Raw genomic sequence first — 25,423 nt, 5'->3', positions numbered from 1 at the left:
AGCGACGTGAGCCGGTGATCGTGATCGGCGGCGGCGTGCTGCTGTTGCGATCCCTCAGGGGTGATGAGCGACACTCGTGGACGGTGACGGTCCATGAGCCGGTGGAGTAGTTGGTCACGTCCGCGCTGGTGGTGTAGGAGACGGCCATCGCGGGATCCGGTTTGATGCTATGCGGCGATCGGGGCCGGGTCGGTGTGCTCGACGTCGTGTTGGTCTGGTTCGACGGTGACGAGGCGGGCTTTGGCGAGGATTTCCAGGCCCATGTAGCGGCGGCCTTCGGTCCATTCGTCGGTCTGTTCGGCGAGGACGGCGCCGACGAGTCGGATGATCGCCGCCCGGTTGGGGAAGATTCCGACGACGTCGGTGCGGCGGCGGATCTCCTTGTTCAGCCGTTCCTGCGGATTATTCGACCAGATCTGACGCCAGATCTCACGGGGGAACCCGGTGAAGGCCAGGAGGTCCTCTCGGGCGTCGGCGAGGTGGTCGGCGGCGGCCGGGAACCTCGCCTCGATCGTGGTCACGACTCGGTCGAACTGGGCTCGGACCGCATCAGCGTCGGGCTGGTCGAAGATCGTCCGGACAAGGGTGGCGATCCATGGCTGTGCCGATTTCGGGACCTTCGTGAGCAGGTTACGCAGGTAGTGGGTTCGGCAGCGCTGCCAGGCGGCGCCGGGCAGGGCGGCGCCGATCGCGCCGACGAGACCGCGGTGGGCATCGGAGATGACGAGCTGGACGCCGGTCAGGCCACGGGCGGTCAGGCTGCGTAGGAACGCCAGCCAGCCCGCGCCGTCCTCGTCGGAGGCGACGTCCAAGCCGAGGACTTCACGTTGACCGTCGGCGTTGACCCCGACCGCGACCAGGGCGTGGACGTTGACCGTCCGTCCGGCTTCGCGGACCTTCATCGTCAACGCGTCCATCCACACAAACGGATAGTGCCCCGCGTCGAGAGGCCTGCTGCGGAACGCCTCAACCTGGACGTCCAGGTGTGTGGCCATCTCCGACACCTGCGACTTGGACAGCTGCCTGACGCCGAGCTGCTCGACCAGCTTCTCCACCCGGCGGGTCGACACCCCGAGCAGGTACGACGTCGCCACCACCGAGACCAAGGCCTGCTCGGCCCGCCGGCGATGGGTCAGCAACCAGTCCGGGAAGTACGAACCGCTACGCAGCTTCGGCACCGCCAGATCGATCGTGCCCGCGCGGGTGTCCCACTCTCGCACCCGGTAACCGTTACGCGAGTTGACGCGGTCCTCGCTGCGCTGCCCATACGACGCACCGCAGATCGCATCCGCCTCGGCGGACATCACCGCCTGCGCGAACGTCTTGATCATCGCCTGCAACAGATCCGGCGACGCGCCCGCGATCTGCTCGCACAGCAGGTCAACAGGGTTCACACTCTCAGATGCGGCCATCGCGCATCACTCTCCTTCACTCGGACTTTGCCGTCTCGAAGGATCGCGCGGTGGCCGTCTCTCATCTACGCAACACGCCCATCACGGGCAAGTCGTACACCACTTCCCTGGACGCAACCGAGTAGTTGCGATCCCTCCAGGGGTGATGAGCGACACGACTCCTGGACGGTGACCGTCCAGGAGCGGATGTTGCGATCCCTCCAAGGGTGATGAGCGACGAGGACGTCACCGGCATGACCGACCAGATCCAGCGCGAGTTGCGGTCCCTCCAGGGGTGATGAGCGACTGGTGTCCCGCTGGCTCTGGGGCGCACCCTCGCCGACGTTGCGATCCCTCCAGGGGTGATGAGCGACAACTGGCCCCCCAGGGCGCGTGGCTCGGCCTCGCGTTGCGATCCCGCCAGGGGTGATGAGCGACGCGGAACCTGATCGACCTGGACCGGCAGTTCGGTGCTGAGTTGCGATCCCTCCAGGGGTGATGAGCGACCCGGATCCGCGCCCGCGCGGGCCGGCTCGCGCTCGTGTTGCGATCCCTCCAGGGGTGATGAGCGACCGGACGTCGAGCCGGAACCGCCGCACGCCCCGCCGGCGTTGCGATCCCTCCAGGGGTGATGAGCGACCTCGTCTCGGCACCGTCTACAGCTCGCAGAGTCACACCGTTGCGATCCCTCCAGGGGTAATGAGCGACAGATCATGCACGACCTCGCTGGCTACCGATTTGCCGGGTTGCGATCCCTCCAGGGGTGATGAGCGACACCAGCGCGAGCCGCGCGGCACCCACCACCAGGTCGCGTTGCGATCCCTCCAGGGGTGATGAGCGACGGCAGCAGGCAGCCGATCGTGTAGATCCAGAGCAGGCATTGCGATCCCTCCAGGGGTGATGAGCGACAACGGCTGGAGATCAACGGCTACCCTCCGGCCCTGATGTTGCGATCCCTCCAGGGGTGATGAGCGACGCGCTGATCACTGAGCACGTCGAGGGCATCCGCGAGTTGCGATCCCTCCAGGGGGGATGAGCGACGCGCCCAGCACGTGCAGCTGGTCCGCGCCGACCTCGTGTTGCGATCCCTCCAGGGGTGATGAGCGACACCGGCTCACCCGCGAGCTGAAGCGCAAGCCGAAGGGGTTGCGATCCCTCCAGGGGTGATGAGCGACGAGGCCATCTCCGCCCCTGCCTCCCCGGCGGTGACATGTTGCGATCCCTCCAGGGGTGATGAGCGACTCCACGTCATCGTGCACATGCTGTCCCGGTGTGTGTTGCGATCCCTCCAGGGGTGATGAGCGACACCGGTTCGTGCCGGGCGAGAGGGTCCGGGTGGTGGTGTTGCGATCCCTCCAGGGGTGATGAGCGACAGCTGACCGCCGAGCTGGCCGCCCGGAAGCCCGTCCTGTTGCGATCCCTCCAGGGGTGATGAGCGACGGGAACTGGTCGACCTGCCCAGCCAGATCGGCGACACGTTGCGATCCCTCCAGGGGTGATGAGCGACCCGAGTCTTAAGTCCCAGGTCAGAGGCACTGCGATCGCGTAATCCAGAGCCATTTTTGCAGCGGACCGCCGGTTGTGCATCTCCGCAGGTCAGAGCACCGAACCTGGAAGCCCGAACTCGGTGCTGAGCGTCAACAGTGCCAACCATCGCCTACTCGACGTCCGTCTCGTCATCGGCCAGCGCAACCTCGGCCACCCGATTGATGGGTAGCCTCGACGTGAACTGCTCCCGGGCTAGCATCACCGACCACGAGCCAAGCTCAGGGCTGCGCTGGGGCGTGCTACCTCAGCAGCTCATATCGGTGAACAGGATTCCATTACCACCTCCCGTAACGTGACGTCCTGCCCACGGTCATGATCGCAGCGGAATCGCTCACCACCCTCGGAAAACGGCAGTTGTCTCCCTGGATCCTCTCCCGGTTAGATGACTTGGCTCGTCTACCGGGTCCCCGCTCCGGATGCGAGGATGGTCGAGGCCGCTCGGGTGGAGCACCCTTCGGCGGGGGCACTGGGCGCCCGCCGCCTGTCGATGAGAATCCCGACCTGCTCGACGATCTCCTCGTGTAGCCGTCGCAGGCTGCCCGGTTGATCGGGTTCTCCCAGCCGGCGCTCGGCGGCTGCCGCGACCGCTTCGCGCAACAGTGCGGGCACGTCCTGTGGCAGCAGAGCGGCCACGGCCGCCTCGACGTGATACTGCCTTGCGAGGGTCTCCGCCGCTTTGGTGACGACCGCGTCCGCCGCCGTCCCGGTGCCGTGGGTGACGGGGGCGCGATTGCGTGCCGTGCGGAGCACCAGGAGGACCAGCGCGGACCATGCCTCGGGCGTACCCTTACGCCTTACGATCTCCTCCAATTCCTTACAAAACTGCCCGTATGCTTTCTCCTGGCTGACGCCGGGCTTGGGTGGGGCGGCTGCGAATGATGCGTTCACGCAGTCGGCCGCGAGAACCAATAGGCGAATGCGTTGAGCTGGCGCTGTTTCGGTCGCAAGGGCTGCCTCAACCAACTCCAATCGCTGCACTACCAAGCCGGTCGTCCAGCCGGGCCCAGCCTCGGACTGGTCATCATGCGGAGGCTTGCGGCTGGCGAAAGTGTTGGCCAGTCGGCGGACCTTGCCGGTGATCTCCTTGCCAATCGCCGAGGCAGCCAGCAGCTTCCAGGCTACGTCCAGTTCCAGGGACCGCAGGGCTTGCTCGGCGGCGATGAGAAGTGGAAGGTCGCCGCCGGTCAGGGCAGGCCACAGGTGCACGTCCTGGTAGCCCTCACGCTTTTCCGGCTTTGCGTTCTCGCGGACGAACAGCGGAATCCCGTGCCGAGCGCCGACGAGGCGCATGGCGCGCAGCAGCGAGAGCATCACCGGCTTGCGGCCGGTGGGGACGAGCAGCAGCGCTCCGGTCTCGCGGGTGATCCGGGATTCGATGGCCTGCTCGGCGACCGCCTGGTTGACGTCGGCGAGGTCGATCAACTCGACCCACGCCTCGCCTCTGGGATCGCCGGCGCCTCCGTTTCGGACGCTGCGGATGACATCGGCATCTGCCTCGGCAGCGGGGCGACTGCCCTTTCCGTCGTCGGCTCCAAAGATGACCGCCCGAATCCGGGCCTCTTCCACGTCGAAGAAGTCGAGCACACCGGCGGGCAGCTGGTTGGTCAATTGTTGCCCGACCGTCTCGGCCGGCCCTTCGGCCCGGCCCCTTCCTCCCGTCTGGGTGCCGGCAAGCCACACCGCCAGCACCGTGTCTGCCGGCGCGACCGGCGGTTCGGGTAGGCCGGCCTCCTGCCAGCCCTTCCCGTCGACGGCGTAACTTGACAGATATTGGCCGATGAACCTGGAGTCACGAGCCGGGGGCTGACTTAGGTTGTGACTACCCTTACCGATGTTTTGCAGCGAGTCGAACTCAGGTCCGAACAGCCATCGGTAGGACGGCAAATCGACGGAAGCGGTGACTGCTGGGTCATTGCCAAGACGGCGGCTTACGATCTCGTCGCGTTGCGGCCCAATTGGAGATCGAGGCTTGTACTTGCTCAACAGATTCTCGGCCCAGGGATGGTCGGCTCTGTCGAGGTCGAGCAGTTCCTCATACCGGCGCGTGATGTAGCGGCGGACGGCGAGGCTCGCGGTGCCGTCCCGGCGCACCACGGCGTCGGCGAGGACGGCGCGCAGGGATGCCGTGTCGCGGGCCTCGAAGCCTCTGTCATGGCGTTCCACGGCCCGATGCACCAGTTCGAGCCCGGGCCCGGTGAGTCGGACCAGTGACGGGTCACGTCGAGCTAGGTCGGCCAAGGCCCCGAACATGCGCCAGCGGACGAGGACACCGACGACCGGGTCGGTGTCGAGCTGTTCCAGGGGGTCGATGATCTCGTAGGTCGTCGGGTCGTTCGTGAGCACGAGGCGCCACGGGATGCCGGCCTCGGACAGCGCAGTGAGCGCGCCCATGGCCAGCGAAGTGGCCCCGGAGCCCCAGGTCACCAGGGCCTGCTGGTAGCTCGGGGCGTCGTCAAGGTGGCGGGCGAGCACAGGAACGACCTGTTTCTCGTCTTGCCCGGGAACAACGACCGGCGTCGCCGTACGGACGGCCGCCGTCTCACCCGCGTCGGCGGGACCAGGCTCGAGGGCCTTCGCGAGGGCCTTCGCGATCGGCATCGTGTCGAGGGGACGGGGCGATTCCTGGTCGGTGCCGATCACCATCACATCGAGGTCCGGCCCTGCGGCAACCGTGGTCAGCGCTCCGAGCAGCGGGCTGGGCAGCTCCGTGTTGGATAGTTCGTCGCTCCATGTGCCCCTGCCGAGCAGGCTCCGGGCGGCGGCGGGCCCCTCGGGGCCGTCCACGGCGGCGATGAGCTGCTGGCAGCGCTGCCGGACCCGTTCGGCGCGGGTGGAGGGAGGCACTGAGCGGTCCTGGGACGAGAGGAGGAGATCCGCTTCCCCGGCGATGTGTACCAGCAGACGCATGGGCGCCATTGTGGAGCATCGCTTCCGCCTTCGTCACGCGGTGTCGTGGTGGTGCCTACGCTGACGGCATGTCGCCGCTGAACCAGGATGCCGAGATCGAGGTGGTCAACCTGACTCCGCACGTCGTGCGCCTGGTCGGCGACGGGGTGACGGTGGAGGTGCCGCCGGCCGGGCCGCCGGCGCGGGTGGTGTTGCGCCCGGATCGCGAGGACGGGGCGGTGCGGGTCGGTCCGCTCGTGGTGCCGCTCAAGCGCACCGCCGCGTCGCCCGTGGTCACCGGCGTACCGGACCGCAGGTCGGGTGTGTTGTTCATCGTCGCGCGGGCGGTGGCGGAGGCGTTGCCCGAGCGCGATGACCTGGTCTATCCCCACGACACGGTGCGGGATGCCGCCGGGGTGGTTGTCGGATGTCGGTCACTCGCCCGCCCGGCGTGTGCCGACGGCGGCTGACGCCGGGCGTGCTGGGCTTCCCCATCCGTTCGATCCAGGTCTCCGGCCCCACCTGTGGACAAGGATGACGACACGGCCCCTCTTTCGACTACTTTTGTAGTTGAACTACTCGTGTTGCTTCTGTAACGTCCCGCCTCGTGCATGTCTTCCCTGCCGAGATCCCGGCGGTCGAGGTTCCCCGCGCCGACGTCGTGGAGGCCCGGGTGGCCCGCAAGGTCGCCCCGCTGTTCGGGGTGGACGGTGACGTCCCTCCGTTCCGGCGGTCCTGGGTGTGCGACTACACGGAGCTCACCCTGGCCGAGATCGGCCGTGGCGCGCCAAACCCGGGCCGCGCCGAGCGGTCCAGGCTGGAGGCCGCGTCGCCGGGTGATCGGGCGGACGGCACCCGGTCGGACTGGGCGTGGGCGGGTCGGTCGGTCTGGTCCCGACAGCAGGCGTCGCTGCCCGGCACCCTGAGCAACGCGACCCTGAACCGGTACGGCCCCGACACCAAGGCCGCGGCGGTGCTGGCCGGCGCCAACCGGCTGCTGCTGGGCGCGACGGATGCCGTGGCCGCCGGCGTACGCCGGTTGGCCCTCTCGAACTGTGACCCAGAGGTGCGGCTGGCGGTGTGGGCGGGCCTCGTGCTGGAGGTCTACCGGGCGCAGCCGGCACTGGTCGTGGCGGCCGTTCAGGCCCGCCAGGTGCAGCGGTCGCTATCGGCCCGGTGGGGGGAACAGGTGGACCGGGCGCGGGTGACCGGCGTTGACGCACCCTCAGAGATCCATCCGGCCGGGGCGGACGGTGAGCGCGGCGAAACCGTCGAGGACCGGTGGCGGCCGACCTCGTTCGACCTGGTGGACTCGACGCTGCCGGCCCTCGGGCTGGCCGACGACACGACCGGTGGCCTCGGGCTGGTGACGGCGGACGCCCTCGACGACATCGCCTCCGCGTGGTGCCACCGGCTCCTCGGCATTGGGCGGCCCGGCCGAGGGGTGGTGTGGCTGACCGAGGACGACCACGGGTCGCGGCGGGTTCAGGCGATGGTGCGGGTGGGTGCCGTGGTCGCACCCTTCGTGGCGGCCACGTTGGGCGGCACGGCCGCCGGGGACCGCAGCGCTCCCCCGCTGCTGCCGTCGGTCCCCGAGGCCGGCGAGCTGGGTGAGGACCCGGTGCTGCGGCGTCGCGCCCACCTGCTGGTGGCCCACGTGGCGGCCAACTACGTGCGGTACCGCGACGAGCTGCTACTGAAATGGCCGGAGCTGCGGGGCCGGACCCGGGACCTGGTCGCCGTCGCCGTCGATCGGTGCGCCGAGGCGCTCGACGACGGCGATCCGGTGGGGTCGCTGCTGCGCGGGTATGCCGCGTACCTGAACGTGTGGGACTCCACTCGGTCCACGCGACGCTCACCGGCCGGTCCGGGGGTCTCGCGCCAGCCGGATCGGGCCACCTCGGTGGAGCGGTTGACGGCGTCGCAGCGGCAGGTCGTGGCGTCGTGGCGGGCCGGGCAGCTCGATCCCGGCGCGGCGGCGTACCTGCTGGAGATCGGCAACGTCGCCCTGCTCGACGTCGCCGCCGACGCGGGTGACGGCCCGGCAGCGGGGGCTGGGCCTGCGGCTATGCGCTCGTGGTGGTCGGCCATTCTGGAGGCGCGCGGCATCGATTCCGCCGTCGACCTGGCCGCCTCGGCCGGTTCCCTCAGCGACGCCCAGGTGTTCCACCTCCAGCACTACGCGGCCTGGCGGGCGGGTAGCGGTCGCCGTGGCGACCTGCGGCAGGCCCTGGCGGTGCAGGAGCGGGTGGCCGCGATACGGACGGAGGTGGCCCGCCGCGAGACGGCCGGGTTCGCCGCCAAGTCGGCGGCCGCCCGCGCCGGCCACGAGCTGGCCGCCCAGATCGCCACCGATCTCGCGCTGGCGACCCCCGAGCGGGAGCGCGGGGCGCGGACGCAGGCTCTCGATGCGGCGGTGCGGCATGCCCGGGCGGCGTTGGCCGATCCCAGTACGAGCCGCCTGCTGCGGCCGGCCGGTCAGCAGGCGGCGACCGTCCGCACCGCGCGGGTGGTGGCGCGGGCCCTGTGCGTGGCCGCGTCCCACGGCGTGGCCGTGACCGCCGAGGACGCCGCCGCGGCGGTGGAGCTGCTCGACTGCGCGACCGGGCGGAGCAACAGCGCCACGTCGGGCCGGCGGCGCGTGGTGGACGGGGCGTTCCTGGCCACGGCGCGCGGGTGGCGGGCGGAGCTGGCGGTGGTCGCCGGCGAGGACCCGACTCCGAACGAGTGACGACCTTCCTTTCTGTTCATCTTCGACGATCCAGGGGACCTGGACATGGATAGCGCACCCCATCTGAACGAGCCCGCCGGCCGCAAACGCTGGGTGTTGATCGAGACGGGCGGCAATCAGCGTTACATCTTCGGCAGCAACCGGCTGCGACATGTCGTCGGCGCGTCCCAGCTCGTGCACGAGGTCGGCACCGAGTGGGTGCTGGCGGCGGTCCGCCGGCTCGGCCTGCCCGACGGCACGGTGGTCACCATGGCCTCCGGCAAGGCGCTGCTGCTGGTGGACGCTGCCGAGGACGGCAAGGCGATCATCCGGGAGGTCGGCCGCCGGGCGTTGCGGGAGGCGCCGGGGCTGCAGGTGACCGGGGTGGTCGGCCCGCCGTTCGACGCGTCCGACGCCGCCGCGCACGAGCCGGCCCGCCGCGAGACCTACGAGCGGCACGCCGCCGCGCGTGCCGCCCGGCCCGATCCGCTGGTACGGGACCGGGTGTTCCCCTGGCACCTGCTGTGCCGGCACAGCGGCCGGCCCGCCACCGGCGAGGAACAGTACGGCGACGAGACGCCCGTGCCGGCCGCCGCCGGCGTGCTGGCCCGGTCCCGGGCGCGGGACCGGGCCCGGAGCCGGCTGCTCGACCAGCTCCGCAGCCGGCTCTCCGAGGTCGTGCCGGCGCACCTGGACGAACTCCGGCACAGCGGCTGGGTGGCGGTCGTGCACGCCGACGGCAACGGCGTCGGCGGACTCTTCCGCGGGTTCATCGACCACATCGGCCGGATCGAGGGCTGCGGGGAGGTGTCGCTGGCGACCCACACGCGCTACCAGCGGGCGGTGTCGGAGGAGCTGGAGGCGGCGACCTGGGACGCGGTCCGGGACGCGGTCGCCGCGCTCCTCGAGGAGCGGCCGGGTGAGGACCTGTCGGGGCGGCTGCTGCCGATCGTCGTCGGTGGAGACGACGTGACGCTGGCCTGCGACGCGGCGCTGGCCGTACGGTTCGTGCGGCACTTCGCCGACGCGTACTCCCGGCGCACGGCCGCCCAGCCGACGCTGTCGGCCGTCGCGGAGGCCGCCACCGGACACGCCGGTCTGACCGCCTCCGCCGGGATCGCCGTGGTGAAGCTGCACCACCCGTTCGCCACCGCGTACGCCCTGGCGGAGGCCCTCACGGCCTCGGCCAAACGGTTCCGGCCCGGCGGCCGGTCCCTGGCGGGCTTCGACCTGCACGTGGCGCACGCGTCCACGCTGCGGGAGCCGGAGCACCTACGGGAGTACGTCGAGGCGGCCGACGGCGCCCCGAGGGTCGCCCGACATGCCGGGCCGTACCTGGTCGGCCGGGCCGAGGACCTCCCGGACGAGCTACGCCACCGCAGTGTGGAGCTGCTCGACGAGGTCTGCGACTGGCTCGAGCCGGCCGAGTGGCTGTCGGCCGCGCAGGCGCACGCCCTGCGCGAGGCCGCCGACCGCAGCCTCGCCGAGTACCGGTATCAGCTCAAGCTGACCGTGGACCGCGCCCCCGAACTGAAGCGGGCCCGAGCCCGCGCGTTGCTCGACGTGCAGTCCCTCCCGGTCGGCGGCGACGAGGGGCGGGCGAGCCGGGCGGACGACGTCGACCAGGGCGGGCCGTTCCTGCGCCTCTTCGACGCGCTGCACCTGCGCGGTCTGCGCCTGGACTCCCCCACGCCGTCCACGACGGGCAGCGGATCGACTTCTGACGGTGGTGCCTCATGACCCTGCCCACGACCTTCGAGATCACGTTGGAGTTCCTGAGCGACTGGCACGTCGGGACCGGCCAGGGCCGGCTGGGCACCGTCGACGCCGAGGTCCGCCGGGACAGCGACAAGCTGCCGTTCGTGCCGGCCAAGACCCTCGCCGGGGTGTGGCGTGACGCCTGCGAGACGGTGGCGGAGACGTTCGACCGGGCCGCCGATCAGCCGGGGGCGTGGCGGGCGTGGGTGACCTGGCTCTTCGGCGCCCAGGCCCCGGGCGGGGATTCCAACCATCGGGCGGGTGGGCCACGGGTGCCGGCGGCGCTGCGACTGACCCCGGCCCGGGCTCCCGCCTGGCTACGCGCGGGGGTCCGCGACCGACCGGGGCTGGCGCAGGCGGCCGTCGTGCTGCGCCCCGGGGTGAGGATCGACGACAAGACCGGCACGGCCGCCGACGGGCTGCTGCGCGTCGAGGAACGGGCGATCCGGGGGATGCGGCTGCACTCGACGGTCAGCGTCGCCACGGGCACCGCTGAGGACGCGGGAGAGCTTCCCGCCCCGGCAGAGCTGCTGTTGCGCGCCGGGGCCAGGCTGGTCGACGCGCTTGGCGGCAAGCGGAACCGGGGCAGCGGGCGGCTGGCGTTCCTGCTGCCCGGAGCCCGGGTGGAGGGCGTCGAGCTGCACCCGAGGGTGGCTGACGACCGGCTGATCGAGCTGCTGGCCCACGGGGTGCCGACCATGCCGGTTCCCCCGCCGCCGGTGCGGGACCTGGTCCAGGTCTACCCGTACGGCCGGCCGCACTCGCAGCGGCGGCGCGTCGTCCGGGTCGTGCTGCGGGTCCTCACCCCCGTCGTGGCCGCCGACGATGTGCTGGGCAACGTCGTCTCCAGTCGCACCAGCATCCCCGGGACGGCGCTGCTCGGCACGATCCTGCGCCGCGCCGAGCCGGGGCACTCCGGTGCCGGTGGGCCCGGCGGCCGGATCGGACTGGGTGATCTGCTGGTGGGCGACGCGGTGCCGGCCGCCGGTGACCCGCTCGATCCGGTGTCGGTGATTCCCGCCCACCCGGTGCCGGCGGTGTGGCACCGGGGCGACAAGGGGCGGGGCCACACGGTCCGCAACACCCTGAGCGGCGAGCGGGATCCGGACGAACGGGCCAAGCCCATGTCCGGCTGGATCGTGGCGAACGGCACCGGCTGGCGTCTGGTCGACCCGGCCAGGACGGCGGCCACCCACGCGGTGGTCGACGACGAGGCCCGCCGCCCGACCGTGGCCAGCGGCGGGGTCTATACCTACCTTGGCATCGCCCCGGGCACGCTGCTCTGCAGCGACGTCGTCCTGCCGGTCGACGCGCGGCTCCGGCTGAAGCCGGGTGAGCAGCTCCGGTTCGGCCGATCCCGCAAGGACGACTTCGGCCTGGTCGAGGTCGTCGCGGTAGTCGATCCGCTCCCCGCGCCGGCGCTACCGGTCCCGGGGGCGGGAACGCTGCGGGTGTGGTGTGTCTCCGATGTGCTGCTGCGCGACGAGCGGCTGGCCCCCGACCCGTCCCCGCAGGCCCTGGCCCGAGCGCTGTCGGCCGCGCTGGATTCGGCGTCGGTCGAGGTCGAGAAGCAGGCGACCGCGACGGCGGCGACCCGGCGGGAGGGTTTCGGTGTCGCCTGGGGCCGTCCCCGCCTCAGCCAGGTCGCGTTGCGGGCCGGCAGCGTCGTGACCTGCACGGTAACGGGCCAGGTGGACCCGCTCCGGCTGGCCGAGTTGGAACGCGACGGCATTGGCGAACGCACCGCCGAGGGGTTCGGTCGGATCCGGTTCAACCCGCCGGAGCTGGCCGCCGCGCATCCCGCAGTGGGCTTCACCGATGGGGTGGAGCAGCTGGGCGGGACGTCCGCACCGAAGGCGGCGGCACCCGCCCCGGCGGGCCCGGCCGGCGAGCCGGTGCACCCGCTGGAGATCAACGCCTGGCGGCGGGCGATCCGGCGGGCCAGTGCCGGGCTTCCGCCGAAGGTTCTGATCGAGGGAATCGACGGGATGGCCGGAAAGCGGGCGCAGCTCGGCTCGCTGCGGGCGCAGTTGGAGCGGCTCACCCTGCCCGGCGGCCCCGACATGGTCCGGGCCTGGCTCGAAGGCACCAGGGCGGTCCGGGCCCGCCGCGAGGCGTGGACCGAGCCCGTCCTGACCGACCTGGCCGGGCTGCTGCTCGACGACCGGGACCGGGTCTGGAAACGCCTCGGGCTGGCCGGCGACCAACCAGAGCTGGTCTTCGCCCCGGGCCGGGAGGCCGCCGTACGGGAGCGGCTGCACACCGAAGCCCTGGTCACGTCGCTGACCGACGCGCTGCGGTCCCTCACCCGGGCCAAGGCCCACACCCAGAAGGAGTCGCGCTGATGGGCCAGTCCCTCGGGACCCGCACCGAGGTGCTCGGGACCCTCGTCTGCCTCGGCCCGGTCCACGTCGGTGGTTGGGACACCAGCGCCGAGGCCAACCTGACCGTCGCCCGGGACGGCACCGGCCGGCCATGCCTGCCCGGCACCTCGATCGCCGGGGCACTGCGGGCCTACCTCGCCGGCCTCGACCAGTTCCGCCGCGACGACCACGGCGAGAAGCTGATGAACGCCCTTTTCGGGCACATCGTCCCCAAGGGCCACGGGGGTTCGCCGTCGTGGATCCGGGTCGACGACGCACACCTGATCGGCGACGACGTCACGCCGGTGACCCGCGACGGGGTCGGTATCGACCGGCACTCGGCCAGCGCCGCCGCGAACTTCCTCTACACCCGGCAGGTGCTCCCAGCCGGAACCAGGTTCGCCCTGCGCCTGGTCGCCGACACCCCGACCGCCGCTGCCGACCCGCCCTACCCCGGCGGATGGCCGGCGCTGATCCACGCCGCCGTGCGGAGCATGGTCGCGGGTCTGCGTCAGGGCCGGGTCCCGATCGGCGCCGGACGCGGTCGCGGCTTCGGGTGGGTGGAGCTGCGCGACACCACGGCCCGCCACGCCGATCTCTCCGACCCGGCCGGCCTGATCGCCTGGCTGACCGGAGGGGCTGCCGCCACACCACGCGAGGTGGGTGAGGACACCCCGCAACCGGACGGTCGGCTGGGTATCACCGTTGCCTGGCGGCCCATCGGCCCGCTACTGGTCCGTGACTCGGTGAGCGGCACGGTGGTCGACACGCTCCCGCTGACCGAAACGGCCGCCGACGGCACCGTCCGGCTGCTGCTGCCCGGCTCGTCGATCCGCGGCGCGGTCCGGGCGCACGCCGAACGGATCGTCCGCACGCTGCGGGGCCGGAACACCCCACCCGACGGGGATGACGCCACGGGCTTCGAGGAGATGCTGCGCCAGCCGCCGCCCGGGGTCGACGTGCTGTTCGGATACGCCCCTGCCGGTACGGGGCAGGCCGGTGACGGCAAGGGCTGGCGGGGGGCGCTGACCGTCGCCGACTGCCACAGCGTCGGACGGATCAGCGCGGAGGCCTGGAACAGGATCGTCACCATCAGCCCCAAGGCTCTGGACGTGCCGGGCGCGAAGGACGGGCGGCGGAAGGAGGAGCGGGAGCGGCGGGAGGAGCGCAACACCGAACGTGACCGGACCCGGTCCGCGCTGCGCGATCAGCTCGACGCGATCGGCTCCAGCTTCACCCTCGGCGTCAGCGACCACGTCGCCATCGACCGGTGGACCGGCGGGGCCAGCGACCACCGCCTCTTCAGCGCCCTCGACCCGAGCGCCACAGTGGCGTGGGAGCCGATCCGCCTTGAGGTGGACGTCGCCCGCCTGGACCGGCACTGCCGCTCCGATGCCGCGTCGGCCGCGTTGCCGCTGCTGCTGCTCGTCCTGCGGGATCTGCGCGACGGGTGGCTCAGCCTGGGCTACGGCGGCACCCGCGGCCGGGGCCAGATCGAGGTCACCGACGTGACGTTCGACGGCGCCGGGCTGGGCGGGGCGTGGCGGTCGCTGACCGACCGGACCCTGGACGCCATCCTTGCCGACCCACCCGAGGACGTGATCGCCGCGATGACCGCATGGGAAGACCTGTTCGAGGAGGTCGCAGCGTGACAACTGCCCCAGCAGGCCCGGCTCTGCACGCCGTGCGCCCCGCCAAGCCGCTCACCGCCGTCGAGGCGGTGGCCTGGTTCGCCCCCGGCACCCCACCAGGGCGGCAGGTGATCGGGTACACCCTGTCCGCCCGGGCGGCCAGCTGGGTGCGGGTCCACGGCGACGGCACCGTCGAGGACGTCAGCGGCACCGGCGACACGCTCGCCGAGGCGTACGAGATGGTGCTCTTCGACGGTGAGCGGGAGCTGCGGTGGCTGCGCAACCCGGACGGCCGTGGTGCGGCCGTCGCGCTCGGCGAGGAGCCGGCACGGCTGCCGGGCGGCGAGCCGGCCGGCGCCACGCCACCGCCGCAACGCGGAGACACCCAGCTCCGGCTGCTCGCCGAGGAACCCCGGGCGCACGCCAGGGCCGGGTGGACGACGCTGCACAGCGATCGGTACGCCACCGCCCATCTGCCCTGGGCGCTCACCGACGACACCCGGCTCGCGATCGAGGTCGTCGAGTATCTCGTCGAGGACAAACACGGAAACCTCGATGTCGCCGACACCCGCACGGTGGGGCTGCGGCCTGTCACCGCCGAGGCGGCACAGTTCGTGACCGCCGCCACGACCGGCCAGGAAGGGACGACGGTGTGAGCACCCCGAACCAGAAGCTGGAGAAGGTCGTCCCGGCGGAGTTGACCAAACAGGGCGGCGTCCTCGAGGGAGTGATCCGCAGCAGTGACAAGGCCAAGGATCGCCTACCGAAGCAGCTCCCCCGAACCGAGTGGGATGCCACCCTGACCGAGCACGTGGACAGCATGGCCGACGGCGAGACCGTCGAGGTCGAGGTAACCATCAGCCTGGTCGACAGCGGGAAGCGGACCGCTCGGCTGGTCGGGGTCGCGGCGCTGGCCAAGGTCGCGCACGACATCGACCGGAACAAGCTCCTCGTCGAGGCCGACGGATTCGTCAACCCGTACACGTTCGTGCCGACCCTGCCGCGCAGCGACCAGCACGGCACCCGGCTGGCCGGCACCGGCCTGGACGACGCGCCGCCGTTCAGTCACGCACGGCACGTCGACGGGCAGTGGAGCGGGACCCTCGCGCTGACCCTGACCACCGTCACGCCTCTGCTGCTGCCCGTGCCCGCCGACACGCAGCCCAAGGACGGGCCGCGGACCTTCGACGTGCGGGTGGACCCGAAGGGACGGCCGCTGATCCACGGCGCGTCGTTCAAGGGCGCGCTGCGCAGCGCGTACGAGACGGTCACCGCCAGCCGGTACGGGGTCTTCTTCGAACACGACGACCGGCTCGCCTACCGGGTGCCCGCCAACGCCGCGCTCGACCTCACGCCGGCGCGGGTCTGTCAGGCCGAGGACGGCACCCGGTTCTTCCGGCTCTGTCGGGGTGACGCCGGGTGGCTGGAGACCAGCCGCGAGAGGAACGAGGTGCAGTACGCGGCCTGGGTGCCGGCATACCAGGTGCGACCCGCGCAGCAGCTCGGCGACCTGGCCGGCAAAGCGCTGACCGAGCTGCACGGCAGGCCGCTCCACGCCCGAGTGGTCCTGCACCAGTACGAACGCCACGACAGGGGACCGCTCACCCAGTTCCAGGTGTGGCGGGTCACCCACCTGGCCGGCAGCAGGGACGAGATCAGGAAGGGCGGGCGGGCCGTGTCGGCGGCCAGCGCCGAGCGCTCGGGCAGGCTGACCCCGGTGTCGGGCACCGAGCCCAGGATCGTGCGGGGGTGGCTGTCGGCCAGCGGATACTCGATCGGGTCCAAGCACGACGAGCGGCTCTTCGTCGAGAGCCCCGACCCGGTCGACGTCCCGCTCACGCCCGAGCATGAGCGCTTCTGGCAGTCGGTGCTGCGGGCCTACGACGTGGCCCAGGGATACAACGATCCCCACGCCACCTACTCCCGTGCCACCACCGCGAGCAGCAGGAAGGTCACGCGCTCCCGCCACGTCCCCAGCAGTGAGGAGCTGCGTGGCCTGCCGGAAGGCACGCTCGTCTACGTCAAGTACGACACGCGCGCCGGGGACATCACCCAGGTCCACCCGGTCATGATCGGCCGCCTGCCGTTCGACGCCGCCCCCGGCGAGCTGCTGCACCCCAGCCTGCGCCCCGCCCAGGACCGAGGCCAGCTCTCCCCGGCGGACCGGCTCTTCGGCTGGGTGCCGCCCGGTCGGCGCGACGACGGCGGCGAGACCAACGACGGCGCCTCGGGCTACCGGGGCCGCCTGCGGGTGCGGTCGATCACCTGCACCACCGAGGACTGGCGGCCGGCGTCCTTCCCACCCGAGGGGGTCACCCTCGCGCCGCTGAGCAGCCCCAAGCCCACCCAGTTCCGCTTCTACGCCGCACCGGACCCGGCCATGGGAATGCCCGGGCCGCCCAGGACCGGAAAGGCAGGCGGGTACGCCCCCGGCAGCGGGCTGCGGGGACGCAAGATGTACCGCTGGCGCGAGGAGAAACCGGATCACTGGCAGCCGAGCGAGGCCAGGGAGAGAGCCAAGGACGAGAAGGCCCCGGGATACCTGGCCCTGCCCGGCCATGAGCAACACTCCACGCAGCTCGTCCGCCATCGGGGTTGGGTACGACCCGAGGCGACCTTCCAGGTCGAGCTGTTCCTCGACGGGGTGCCGGAAGCCGAACTCGGTGCCCTGCTGTGGCTGCTCACCCGCGACAGGAATGCGCCTTTACGGCTCGGCGCGGGCAAGCCGTACGGCTTCGGTGTGGTGACCGCTCAGCTCGACCCGGACCGGACCCGGTTGTGGGACGCCGGCGGGGTGCGCGCCGGCTGGCTACGCCTGAACCGCCCCGACCCGGTCGGCGCGGAACGGCTCACCGCGCTGGCGAACCGGTTCGACGCGACCGCCCGCGCCAACGAGGTGCTGTACGAGGCCACCGAGTCGTACCTGAAAGCGGCAGCGCCCGTCACCGCCCCGGTGCACTACCCGCGCGAGAGCCCGGAACCGCAGGCCGAGAGCTACAAGTGGTTCGTCGAGAACGACAAGGACAAGCACGGCAGGGGTTGGGCGCTGCCGCACGTGCGCGACCCGGAGCAGCGGCTGCCGTACCTGGCTAAGGACTCCAACGGCCCAGGCGGAACCCGTCGGGAGAGCGGGAAGTCGCAGCAAGGACCGAAGCCCGCTTCGCAACCAGTGCCCCAGCAGGGACGAGGCTCCGCTTCAGGCCAGGGTGCGGGTCGGCCCGGAGCTGTCGCCAAGGGCCGGCGCGGGCATCGCCCGTCCTGAGCCATTTGCCCGGCAGAAGCCCATACGTCGACACGACGTCAGTTCAGATCCTGTGTGGACATAAGCCGTATCGACGCTGCCGGCCGATCGTTGCCAGCAGTGTTCAGGAAATGCGAACGGAGATCAGCTACATGCGGTTCTACGTGGATGTCTCCGGGCCGACCGGGGCACTCCCCTGGAAGTACGTGCACGGTGTGGCTCACGCCGTGGTCTACAGCCTGATCAGCGATCAGGCACCCGCACTGGCCACACACCTGCACGACACCGGGTGGCAACACAGTTCCCTGCGTCCGGTGGGCATCTCACCGCCGGTCTTCCTCGGCGCGCCGAAGAGGCACAACGCGTACATGATGTCGCCGAACGGCCGGATCTGGTTCGGGTCGCCGATCCCGGTGCTCGCCGCGTCTCTGCTGGCCGGCGTGACCAGCCGGCGGGAGCTGCAGTGGGGACCGGTCACCCTGACCGTCAAGGGTGCCCAACTGGAGCCGATGGCCGGCCCCGAGTCGTCCACGGTCCTGGAGACCCGCTCACCCATCCTGGTCAAGGCCGGGGAGAACCGCTACCTGCTGCCCGACGACGACGGTTACGTCGCCGCGCTGCTGGCGAACATCCGGCACAAGGCCGACCTCCTCGGTCTGCCGGGCGACGCCAGTCTGGAGGTGCTGTCGGCCGGCCCTCGGCGACGCTACGACGTCTCCGGCGGCATCCGGATCGGCGCGACCGCGAAGGTGCGGCTCGACGCCGACCCCCGCCTGATCGGCGCGTTGCGCGAGTGGGGGCTCGGGCTGTCCACCATCCAGGGGTTCGGGTGGGTGCGTTGACCGTGGTCTCCCCCACCCGACCGGTTCTGGCGTTGACCACGCACCCGTTGCAGCGTTGCGGGGCCTGGGCCGTGGCGGTCCTCGCCGGCCGAGCTCAGCCGGACGACGTCACCCCGGACGACCTCGACGCCGTCGCCGCAACGTTGGTCGACGACATCATCGCCGTGTCGGTGCTGCCGAAAAACCCGGACTGGTGGAAGGTCCTGTTCGCCCTCTACCCGAACGCGAAACCGACCCACGCCAAGCGCGGCAGGGACGCGGCGTCGCTTCGACCGCTGGTGGCGGCCCTGTTCGCCCCCGACACCGCAGGCGAGCAGGCGCATCCCTGCGCCTTCTGCGCGGCCCCGGCGACCGTGCTGTGGGCCAAGGCCCACCTGCCGCTGTTCGACACTCCGCACGCCGTGAACACCCTGCCGCCGCGAACGGCGGGCTGGCCGGTCTGCCGGAGCTGCCGCGTGGCGCTGTGGGCCCTGCCGTACGGCGCGTGGGTCACCGCCGGCTCCGCGACCGTGCTCATGTGCGCGAATCCGGCCGTCGAGCGGCGCTTCGTCATCCGCAACGTCACCCGGGCCCGCCGTATCCAGCAGGTGGGCTTCACCGGCGTGCCCGCTGACGCGAGTGCCGAGGCGGTCACCCTCGCGGCGTTGCGCGCCCACTCCGCAGACGCCCCGGTCGACGCGGTGCTGTGGTCGTTCAAGAACGACAACCAGGAGGCGTGGCTGAGGGTCAGCGCGACCCGGCAGGCCATCGGGCGGCTACTCGTCCGCATCGAGTCCACACCGGCGGTCCGTCTGGGTTGGCATCGGCTGCGGCGTGCGCTGGCGCGCCACGACAAGAACCGTGGCGGCTACACGGCGATCGCCAGGACGCTCTTCGCCGACGAGCACGGCTCGGTCGACCGGCTGCTGCGCGCACTGCACCACGAGTTCACCGAGCCGCCTGCCGACCCCGTCGCGGTGGACGGGTGGCGCCGGTTGGCCCGCGTCTATCAGGAGGAGATGTACGGGATGGATGTCGAGCGCCTCGCGCCGGCCCGCCGACTGGTCGTGGCCTGGATCACGGCCGAACGCAACCCGCGAGGCCGGTTCAACGAGTACACGAGGGTCGCCGGGAACGCCTTCGCTCTGCACAAGCTGTTGATGGAGGCCACCGCCCGGCTGTACCGCGACAGCGGTCGGCCGGCGGACATCACCGGCATCACGCCGACGCTGTTCTCCACCGGCCCCGAGGGCTGGCGGTGGCGGGCCCAACTGTTCTTCGAGGTCGTGGCCGAGCTTGTCCGGGCCGACGTGTCGCTCAGCCGCAAGCCGGACGAGGGGGACGACGCCGACGAGGACGACGGCACGATCCGATTCGATCCGACCGAGGAAGAGGTGTACGCCTGATGGCGTATCTGGCTGGCAAGATCGTGCTTGCGGTGACCGCGGGTGCCCCGAACAACGGCCGGGGCGAGGCGACGACCGGGCGGGTCAAGAAGGCCCTGATCCGGCAGCAGACCTATCCGTACGTCTCCGCGCAGGCGTTCCGGCGCTGGTTGCGCGACACGATGACCGAGCTGGGCTCGCTGCCCTCCCCCACCGACCGGGTGGGCAAGAAGCAGAGCACGGCGCAGAAGGCCACCACTGCCGCAGACCCGATCCAGTACGCCGACGACGACCTGTTCGGCTACATGAAGGCGACCCCCAAGTCGGGTGACGAGAGGACCACGCTGCGGGACAGCCCGTTCATGATCGGCACGCTTCTCGCGGTGGGACCCGCCCGACCGACCGAGGATTTCGGCGTGATGGCGCGCGGCATCGACGATCCGGTGCTGCACTCGCACGAGTTCTACACCGCCGATCTCGCCGCGCCGTTCCTGCTCGACCTGCCCCGCGTGGGCACGTTCACCCTGCCCACCGAGCGCGGCGCGGGCAAGGCCAACTACCTGACCCAGGAAGGGGCGCTGCGGGCGGCCGAGGCGGTCAACGCCGGCGCGGAACCGGTGACCTTCCGGGGTCAGCAGGCGGTGCGGCTACCGCTGCCGATCCGTCGTGACCGGGCTGCTCTGCTGCTGGAGGCGCTCGCCGAGATCGCGGGCGGGGCGAAGAAGGGGTTGCACTACGGCGACCGGACGCCAGCGCTGCTGATGCTGTTGACCATGGACGGCGGGGTCAACCCGCTGGAGTTCACGATCAACGGCGCGGACGACGGTTCCGGGTTGCAGGTGCGGGCGGATGTGCTGCGTGCCGAACTCGATGCGTGGGACCAGCACTGGCAGCCGCCGGTGCGGGTCGGTTGGCGGCCCGGGTTCAAGGAGGTCACCCGCAAGCAGTTCGAGGCGGATTTGGCTTCGGAGATCGACTCGGGCGACGTGCTCGTCGCGCACCCGCGAACGATGCTGCGAAAGCTGGCGGTCGAACTCCGTGACGGCACGCACGACGCCTGGTTCGACGACCCAGCCTGATGACCAGCCACACGACGACGGCGCGGGCCGACGGCAGCGCGGCTATCGAGGCCACCCGGGTGGAGCTGTTCGCGCCGGTGGCCTCCTTCCGCGACCCGATGTTTCCCGGGCTCACCCGGTGCCTGCCTGTGCCGCCGCCCTCCTCGATACGAGGCATGCTCGCCGCCGCGACCGGAGCAGGCACGGAGCCGGTGCCGCTCGGCTACCACGCTCACGCCGCCGGCTCCGGTGTCGACGCCGAGACCTACCACCCGATCGCCGCGAACGGCACGAACCCGGCGGTCTCGGGCCGGGTCCGCGCGATCAAGGGCGGCATGACCCTCAAGGAACGGCCGTTCCTGGCCCACCTGACGGTGACGCTCTGGATCCCCGAACCTGACGGGACGCGGATCGCTGCCGCGCTGCGCCGCCCGACCTGGGGCCTGCGGCTCGGCCGCTGCCAGGACCTGGTGTACGTCCGGTCGATCACCGCCGTCCTGCTGCGCCCCACGGGCCAGGCGGTCGTGGGGCACGCACTGGCACCGCCGGGCGGCCACGACGCGGGCGCCGCCGTCACCGTCCGGCTCGCGGAGATGGTCCGATCCGATCGGCTGATCACCCACTACGGCGACTACCTGTGGTGTGCCCGGCCCGCCGGCCGGCTTCCGGTGCGCCACGCGCTCCGCGACGGTGACCTGGCTGTGTGGCTACGCCCCGCGCCGACCGGGACGGGGCGATGAGCACCTCCCACTCGACCCTCGACGCGCTCCTCGACGAGGTGTGGGCCAAGTCCGTCGACTGGACCGGCCGCACTGGTCGGGCGGGGCACGCCGAGCGGCTCACCGAACACAGCCGGGCCACCTGGGCCGCCGCGCGGATGATCGCCGGTCGCATCGGCACCGCAGGCGTGCTTGCCGGCTGCCCCGCATTCTGGGCCCTGGTCGCGCTCGCCGCGCTGCTGCACGACGCGGGCAAGGTCGCGGAGGGGTTCCAGCGGCAGGTCAAGCTGCCGGGGCATCGCTGGGGCGAGCGTCACGAGGTGCTGTCGCTGGCCTATGTCAGCCTGTTCGCCTGCGGGCTGCCGGCCGACGAACGGGCCCTGGTGGCGGCCGGCGTCGGCCTGCATCACCGCTGGCTGTGCTCAGCCGGCGGCAGCGGCGCCCTGCGCGACCTGTACCCGAGGTCGGCGGACTGGGAGCGAAAGTTCGGCCACGACCCGGACCCGCCGCCGGGCCAGCCCGCCGGGCAGGTGCCGCTGCGGCGGCACCGGAGGCTGCTCGCCTGGTACGCCGATCAGCTCGGCGTGTCCGTGCCGGCCGACGGGGACCGCCGGCTCTGGCAGCGGGCCCGGGACCAGTTCGGGGAGTTACGCGCCGCGTGGGAGCAGCCGGTCGACGAACGCCGAGGACTGGTCGCCGTCCTGCTGCACGGGGCCGTGACCCTGGCCGACCACTCGGCTTCCGCCCACGTCGCCCTGCACACCCACCTGCCGCTGCCGGAGGACTACCTCTCCGGGCTGCCGTATCAGCCCTATCCGCACCAGCGGCAGGCCGCCGGAACCGATGGCCACCTGGTCCTGGTGGCACCCACCGGCTCCGGCAAAACCGAGTCCGGTCTTGCCTGGGCGTCGCGCCAACTCTCCGGCATGCCGGGGCAGCCGCGCGTGGTCTGGGTCCTGCCGTATCGGGCGTCGATCGACGCCGCCGCCGCCCGCTTCGCCCAGGACCTGACACCGGCACCGGGGCAGACGGCGGCTGACATCGGGGTGCTGCACGGCTCGGCCGCGCTGTCCGTACTCGCCGACGCGGTGAGTGAGGACTGCGCCGCCACCGCTGTCGAAGCACGCAAGGCCAGCGCCCGCGCCGGGGCGATGCGCCTGTTCGCCCAGCGGTTCCGGGTGGCGACGGCCTACCAACTGCTGATCGGGGCGATTGCCGGCCCCCGGTACGCCAGTGTCCTGCTGGAGCAGGCCAACAGCCTGATCGTCCTGGACGAGCTGCACGCCTACGACCCGCAGACCTTCGGCCGGCTCTGCGCGTGCCTGCGTCTGTGGGAGGAGTTGGGCAGCCGGGTGGCCGTGTTGTCCGCGACCCTCGCCCCACCGATGGTGGAGCTGATCCGGGAAACCCTCCGGCAGCCGCTGGCCTTCCACCGCGCGCCGGTCGGCACCGCACCCGACCGGCACCGGCTCGTACTCGACGAACAACCGCTCACCGCACCGGCCAGCCTGGACCTCGTCCGGTCCTGGCTCGGCGACGGCCATAGCGTGCTGCTCGTCGCCAACACCGTCGCCACCGCCCAGGCGCTCTACACCGCCCTGGCTCCCGCCGCGCGGGAGGCGGCGGGCGTGGGGAACCCGGATGCGGCGCTGCTGCTGCACTCCCGCTTCCGGGCCCGCGACCGCGCGATCATCGAACGGCGGCTGCTCACCCTGCACAGCGAACGCCGTCCGGGGCAGCCAGCGCGACGCGGCGGCCTGGTGGTCGCCACCCAGGCGGTGGAGGTGTCGCTGCGGCTGGACTTCGATCGAGGCGCGACGGAGCTCGCGCCGATCGAGGCGGTCGCCCAACGCGCGGGCCGGATCAACCGCCTCGGCCGGCACCCTGACGGGCCGGTGCCGTACCGGGTGCACCGTGGGGAAAGTCCACACCCCTACCAGCCGGAGGCGCTGGAGGCCGCGTGGTCGGCACTGGCGGACGCTCCCGGCCCGGTCATGTCCGAGCAGACGATCGACCACTGGCTGACCCTGGCCTATCGGAGCGACTGGGGCCGGCGGTGGACCGACGAGGCCCGGCGCAGCCGGGACGCCTTCGACAACACGTTCCTCAGCTTCACCGAGCCGTTCACCGACCGCGAGGAGTTCCTCGACGGGCTCCGTGAGTCCTTCGACACCATCGAGGTCCTCCTCCACGACGACCAACCGGAGTACGAACGGCTCACCACCGGACCTGACGGTCATGCCCTGCTCGGAGCCGGGCTTCTCATCCCGATCCGCTACTCGCAGTGGCGTGCCCTGGACACGACCGGCACCGTCGGCCGCCGGATTCCCGTCGTCGACGCACCGTACAGCCCGGAAACGGGTCTTGACCTGAGTCGTACCGACCGCAGGACCGGCACCGTGACGCGCCCCGGGGACACCATCCTGTGAACGCCGACACCGACGCCGACGAGATCGGCGGCGTCCACATCAAGTACCTGCTGCACTGTCCTCGGCAGTTGTGGCTGTACAGCCACGGCTACCGGCCGGAGGCCCGCAACGAGGCGGTCGCCTTCGGCGAGAGCGTCGACGACACGACGTACCGCCGGCACGCCGACGTCGACCTCGGCGCGGCGAAAATCGACTGGGTGACCCGGGGCGCCATCGTCCACGAGACGAAGTCGTCGCGGGAACCGTCGCCGCAGCATGCGGCCCAGGTTCTGCACTACTGCCTCCTGCTCGCCCGGCGCGGGGTGAACGTCCAGGGCGGCGTCGTGCACTACCCGCTGATCCGGCGCACCACCAAGGTCGTCTGGGACGCGTCGGCCCGCCGTACCGCGGAGGCCACCGAGGTCAGCGCCCGCCAGGTCATCACCGCCGACGGACCCGCACCCCGGCTGCCGCGCGCGCACTGCCGAGGATGCTCGTACCGCGACTACTGTTGGGGAGACTCGTGAGCGCCAGCGGACGCAGCTACTGGCTGACCGAACCGTGCCGGATCCGGCGCGAGGACAACAGCATCCGAATCGAGCGCGCCGACGGGCAACCCGTCCGCATCCCGATCACCGACATCCGCGACCTTGTGGTCTTCGACAACGCCGACATCAACACCGCTGCGGTGTCACTGTTGAGCCGCCATGGCGTCACCGTGCACCTGCTCGACCACTACGGCAACTACGCCGGCGCGCTGACCCCCGCCGACGACATGTCCTCCGCACACGTCGTCCGCGCCCAGGTCACGCTGACAGCCAACCCGGAGGCCAGGCTCGCTGTAGCGCGGGCCCTGGTGAGGACGACCGCGGCCAACATCGCCTGGGCCCTGGACACAGACCTGCTCGACGGCCCGCTCGAACGACTACCCGCACAGGTCGAAGCCTGCGCGTCGACCGAGGACCTGATGGGGATCGAAGGCAACTTCCGGCGCACCGCCTGGGGAGTGCTCGACACCCTGCTACCCCCGTGGCTACGGCTCGAGGGACGCACCCGCCGGCCGCCCAGCAACGCCGGCAACGCGTTCATCAGTTACCTCAACGCGATCACGTACTCGCGGGTCCTCACCGCGATCCGCTGCACCCCGTTGCACCCTGCGATCGGCTTCCTGCACGCCGACACCGACCGGCGCCGCAACACCCTCGCCCTCGACCTCGCCGAACCGTTCAAGCCGCTGCTCGCCGAACGGCTGCTCCGCCGTGCAGCCGCGCAGCGGACCCTGACCCCCGCAGACTTCGTCAGCGACGTCCGCAGCGCATCCCTCAGCCAAGCCGGACGGAAGAAGGTCGCGGTCATGGTCCGCGAAGAGTTGGCCACCACGGTCCAGCACCGTCAGCTCCGGCGCAAAGCCTCCTACGAGGAACTGATTCACCTGGAGGCACTCAAGCTGGTGCGGCTGTGCCTCGAAGGAACGAGCTACAAGCCCTTCCGGCCCTGGTGGTGA

Annotated in this window: 16 protein-coding genes and 1 CRISPR repeat array; of the genes, 14 read left to right on the top strand and 2 right to left on the bottom strand. The window is 71.6% G+C overall.

The features are described from left to right. Positions 1–167 precede the first annotated feature (167 nt). Positions 168–1,412 (bottom strand): IS256 family transposase, encoded by a 1,245-nt coding sequence (locus tag OG559_RS25495; protein WP_405106732.1) that lies wholly within the window; start codon positions 1,410–1,412, stop codon positions 168–170. A 124-nt stretch (positions 1,413–1,536) separates the two neighbouring features. Further along, positions 1,537–2,898: a CRISPR direct-repeat array (repeat unit 30 nt; unit sequence GTTGCGATCCCTCCAGGGGTGATGAGCGAC). 437 nt (positions 2,899–3,335) lie between these two features. Then, complete coding sequence (locus tag OG559_RS25490; RefSeq protein WP_405107997.1) at positions 3,336–5,846, bottom strand: hypothetical protein; 2,511 nt, start codon at positions 5,844–5,846, stop codon at positions 3,336–3,338. A gap of 68 nt (positions 5,847–5,914) precedes the next feature. Here OG559_RS25490 and OG559_RS25485 point away from each other — a divergent pair, with 68 nt between their 5' ends. The 14 genes from OG559_RS25485 (at position 5,915) to cas1b (ending at position 25,423) form a co-directional block, all read left to right on the top strand. Continuing rightward, positions 5,915–6,295, top strand: a complete 381-nt coding sequence (locus OG559_RS25485; RefSeq protein ID WP_405107994.1) for a hypothetical protein — start codon at positions 5,915–5,917, stop codon at positions 6,293–6,295. A gap of 137 nt (positions 6,296–6,432) precedes the next feature. Further along, complete coding sequence (locus OG559_RS25480) at positions 6,433–8,556, top strand: hypothetical protein (protein WP_405107991.1); 2,124 nt, start codon at positions 6,433–6,435, stop codon at positions 8,554–8,556. A gap of 45 nt (positions 8,557–8,601) precedes the next feature. Next, positions 8,602–10,275: a Cas10/Cmr2 second palm domain-containing protein gene (locus OG559_RS25475; protein ID WP_405107988.1), complete on the top strand. Its 1,674-nt coding sequence runs from the start codon at positions 8,602–8,604 to the stop codon at positions 10,273–10,275. Beyond that, positions 10,272–12,638: an RAMP superfamily CRISPR-associated protein gene (locus OG559_RS25470; protein WP_405107985.1), complete on the top strand. Its 2,367-nt coding sequence runs from the start codon at positions 10,272–10,274 to the stop codon at positions 12,636–12,638. The genes OG559_RS25475 and OG559_RS25470 overlap by 4 nt, the downstream gene beginning before the upstream one ends. Then, positions 12,638–14,308: an RAMP superfamily CRISPR-associated protein gene (locus OG559_RS25465; RefSeq protein ID WP_405107982.1), complete on the top strand. Its 1,671-nt coding sequence runs from the start codon at positions 12,638–12,640 to the stop codon at positions 14,306–14,308. The genes OG559_RS25470 and OG559_RS25465 overlap by 1 nt, the downstream gene beginning before the upstream one ends. Further along, on the top strand, positions 14,305–14,943 hold the full coding sequence (gene csx19, locus OG559_RS25460) for a CRISPR-associated protein Csx19 (protein WP_405107980.1): 639 nt from the start codon (positions 14,305–14,307) through the stop codon (positions 14,941–14,943). The genes OG559_RS25465 and csx19 overlap by 4 nt, the downstream gene beginning before the upstream one ends. Further along, a complete protein-coding gene (locus OG559_RS25455; protein ID WP_405107977.1) occupies positions 14,940–17,549 on the top strand; it encodes a TIGR03986 family CRISPR-associated RAMP protein in 2,610 nt (869 codons plus the stop codon). The genes csx19 and OG559_RS25455 overlap by 4 nt, the downstream gene beginning before the upstream one ends. A 110-nt stretch (positions 17,550–17,659) precedes the next feature. Then, entirely contained in the window at positions 17,660–18,370 is a 711-nt protein-coding gene (gene cas6, locus OG559_RS25450) for a CRISPR-associated endoribonuclease Cas6 (RefSeq protein WP_405107974.1), read from the top strand. Next, positions 18,358–19,755: a hypothetical protein gene (locus OG559_RS25445; protein WP_405107972.1), complete on the top strand. Its 1,398-nt coding sequence runs from the start codon at positions 18,358–18,360 to the stop codon at positions 19,753–19,755. The genes cas6 and OG559_RS25445 overlap by 13 nt, the downstream gene beginning before the upstream one ends. Continuing rightward, entirely contained in the window at positions 19,755–20,813 is a 1,059-nt protein-coding gene (cas7i, locus tag OG559_RS25440; protein ID WP_405107969.1) for a type I-B CRISPR-associated protein Cas7/Cst2/DevR, read from the top strand. The genes OG559_RS25445 and cas7i overlap by 1 nt, the downstream gene beginning before the upstream one ends. Then, positions 20,813–21,532: a CRISPR-associated protein Cas5 gene (cas5, locus tag OG559_RS25435; protein ID WP_405107966.1), complete on the top strand. Its 720-nt coding sequence runs from the start codon at positions 20,813–20,815 to the stop codon at positions 21,530–21,532. The genes cas7i and cas5 overlap by 1 nt, the downstream gene beginning before the upstream one ends. After that, on the top strand, positions 21,529–23,940 hold the full coding sequence (gene cas3 / locus OG559_RS25430; RefSeq protein ID WP_405107964.1) for a CRISPR-associated helicase Cas3': 2,412 nt from the start codon (positions 21,529–21,531) through the stop codon (positions 23,938–23,940). The genes cas5 and cas3 overlap by 4 nt, the downstream gene beginning before the upstream one ends. Further along, a complete protein-coding gene (locus OG559_RS25425; RefSeq protein ID WP_405107961.1) occupies positions 23,937–24,446 on the top strand; it encodes a CRISPR-associated protein Cas4 in 510 nt (169 codons plus the stop codon). The genes cas3 and OG559_RS25425 overlap by 4 nt, the downstream gene beginning before the upstream one ends. Beyond that, on the top strand, positions 24,443–25,423 hold the full coding sequence (gene cas1b, locus OG559_RS25420) for a type I-B CRISPR-associated endonuclease Cas1b (RefSeq protein WP_405107959.1): 981 nt from the start codon (positions 24,443–24,445) through the stop codon (positions 25,421–25,423). The genes OG559_RS25425 and cas1b overlap by 4 nt, the downstream gene beginning before the upstream one ends.

Origin of the sequence: Micromonospora sp. NBC_01405 (assembly GCF_045040155.1) — a bacterium.
Classification (GTDB): domain Bacteria; phylum Actinomycetota; class Actinomycetes; order Mycobacteriales; family Micromonosporaceae; genus Micromonospora.
This window is presented reverse-complemented; position numbering and strand designations above follow the sequence as displayed.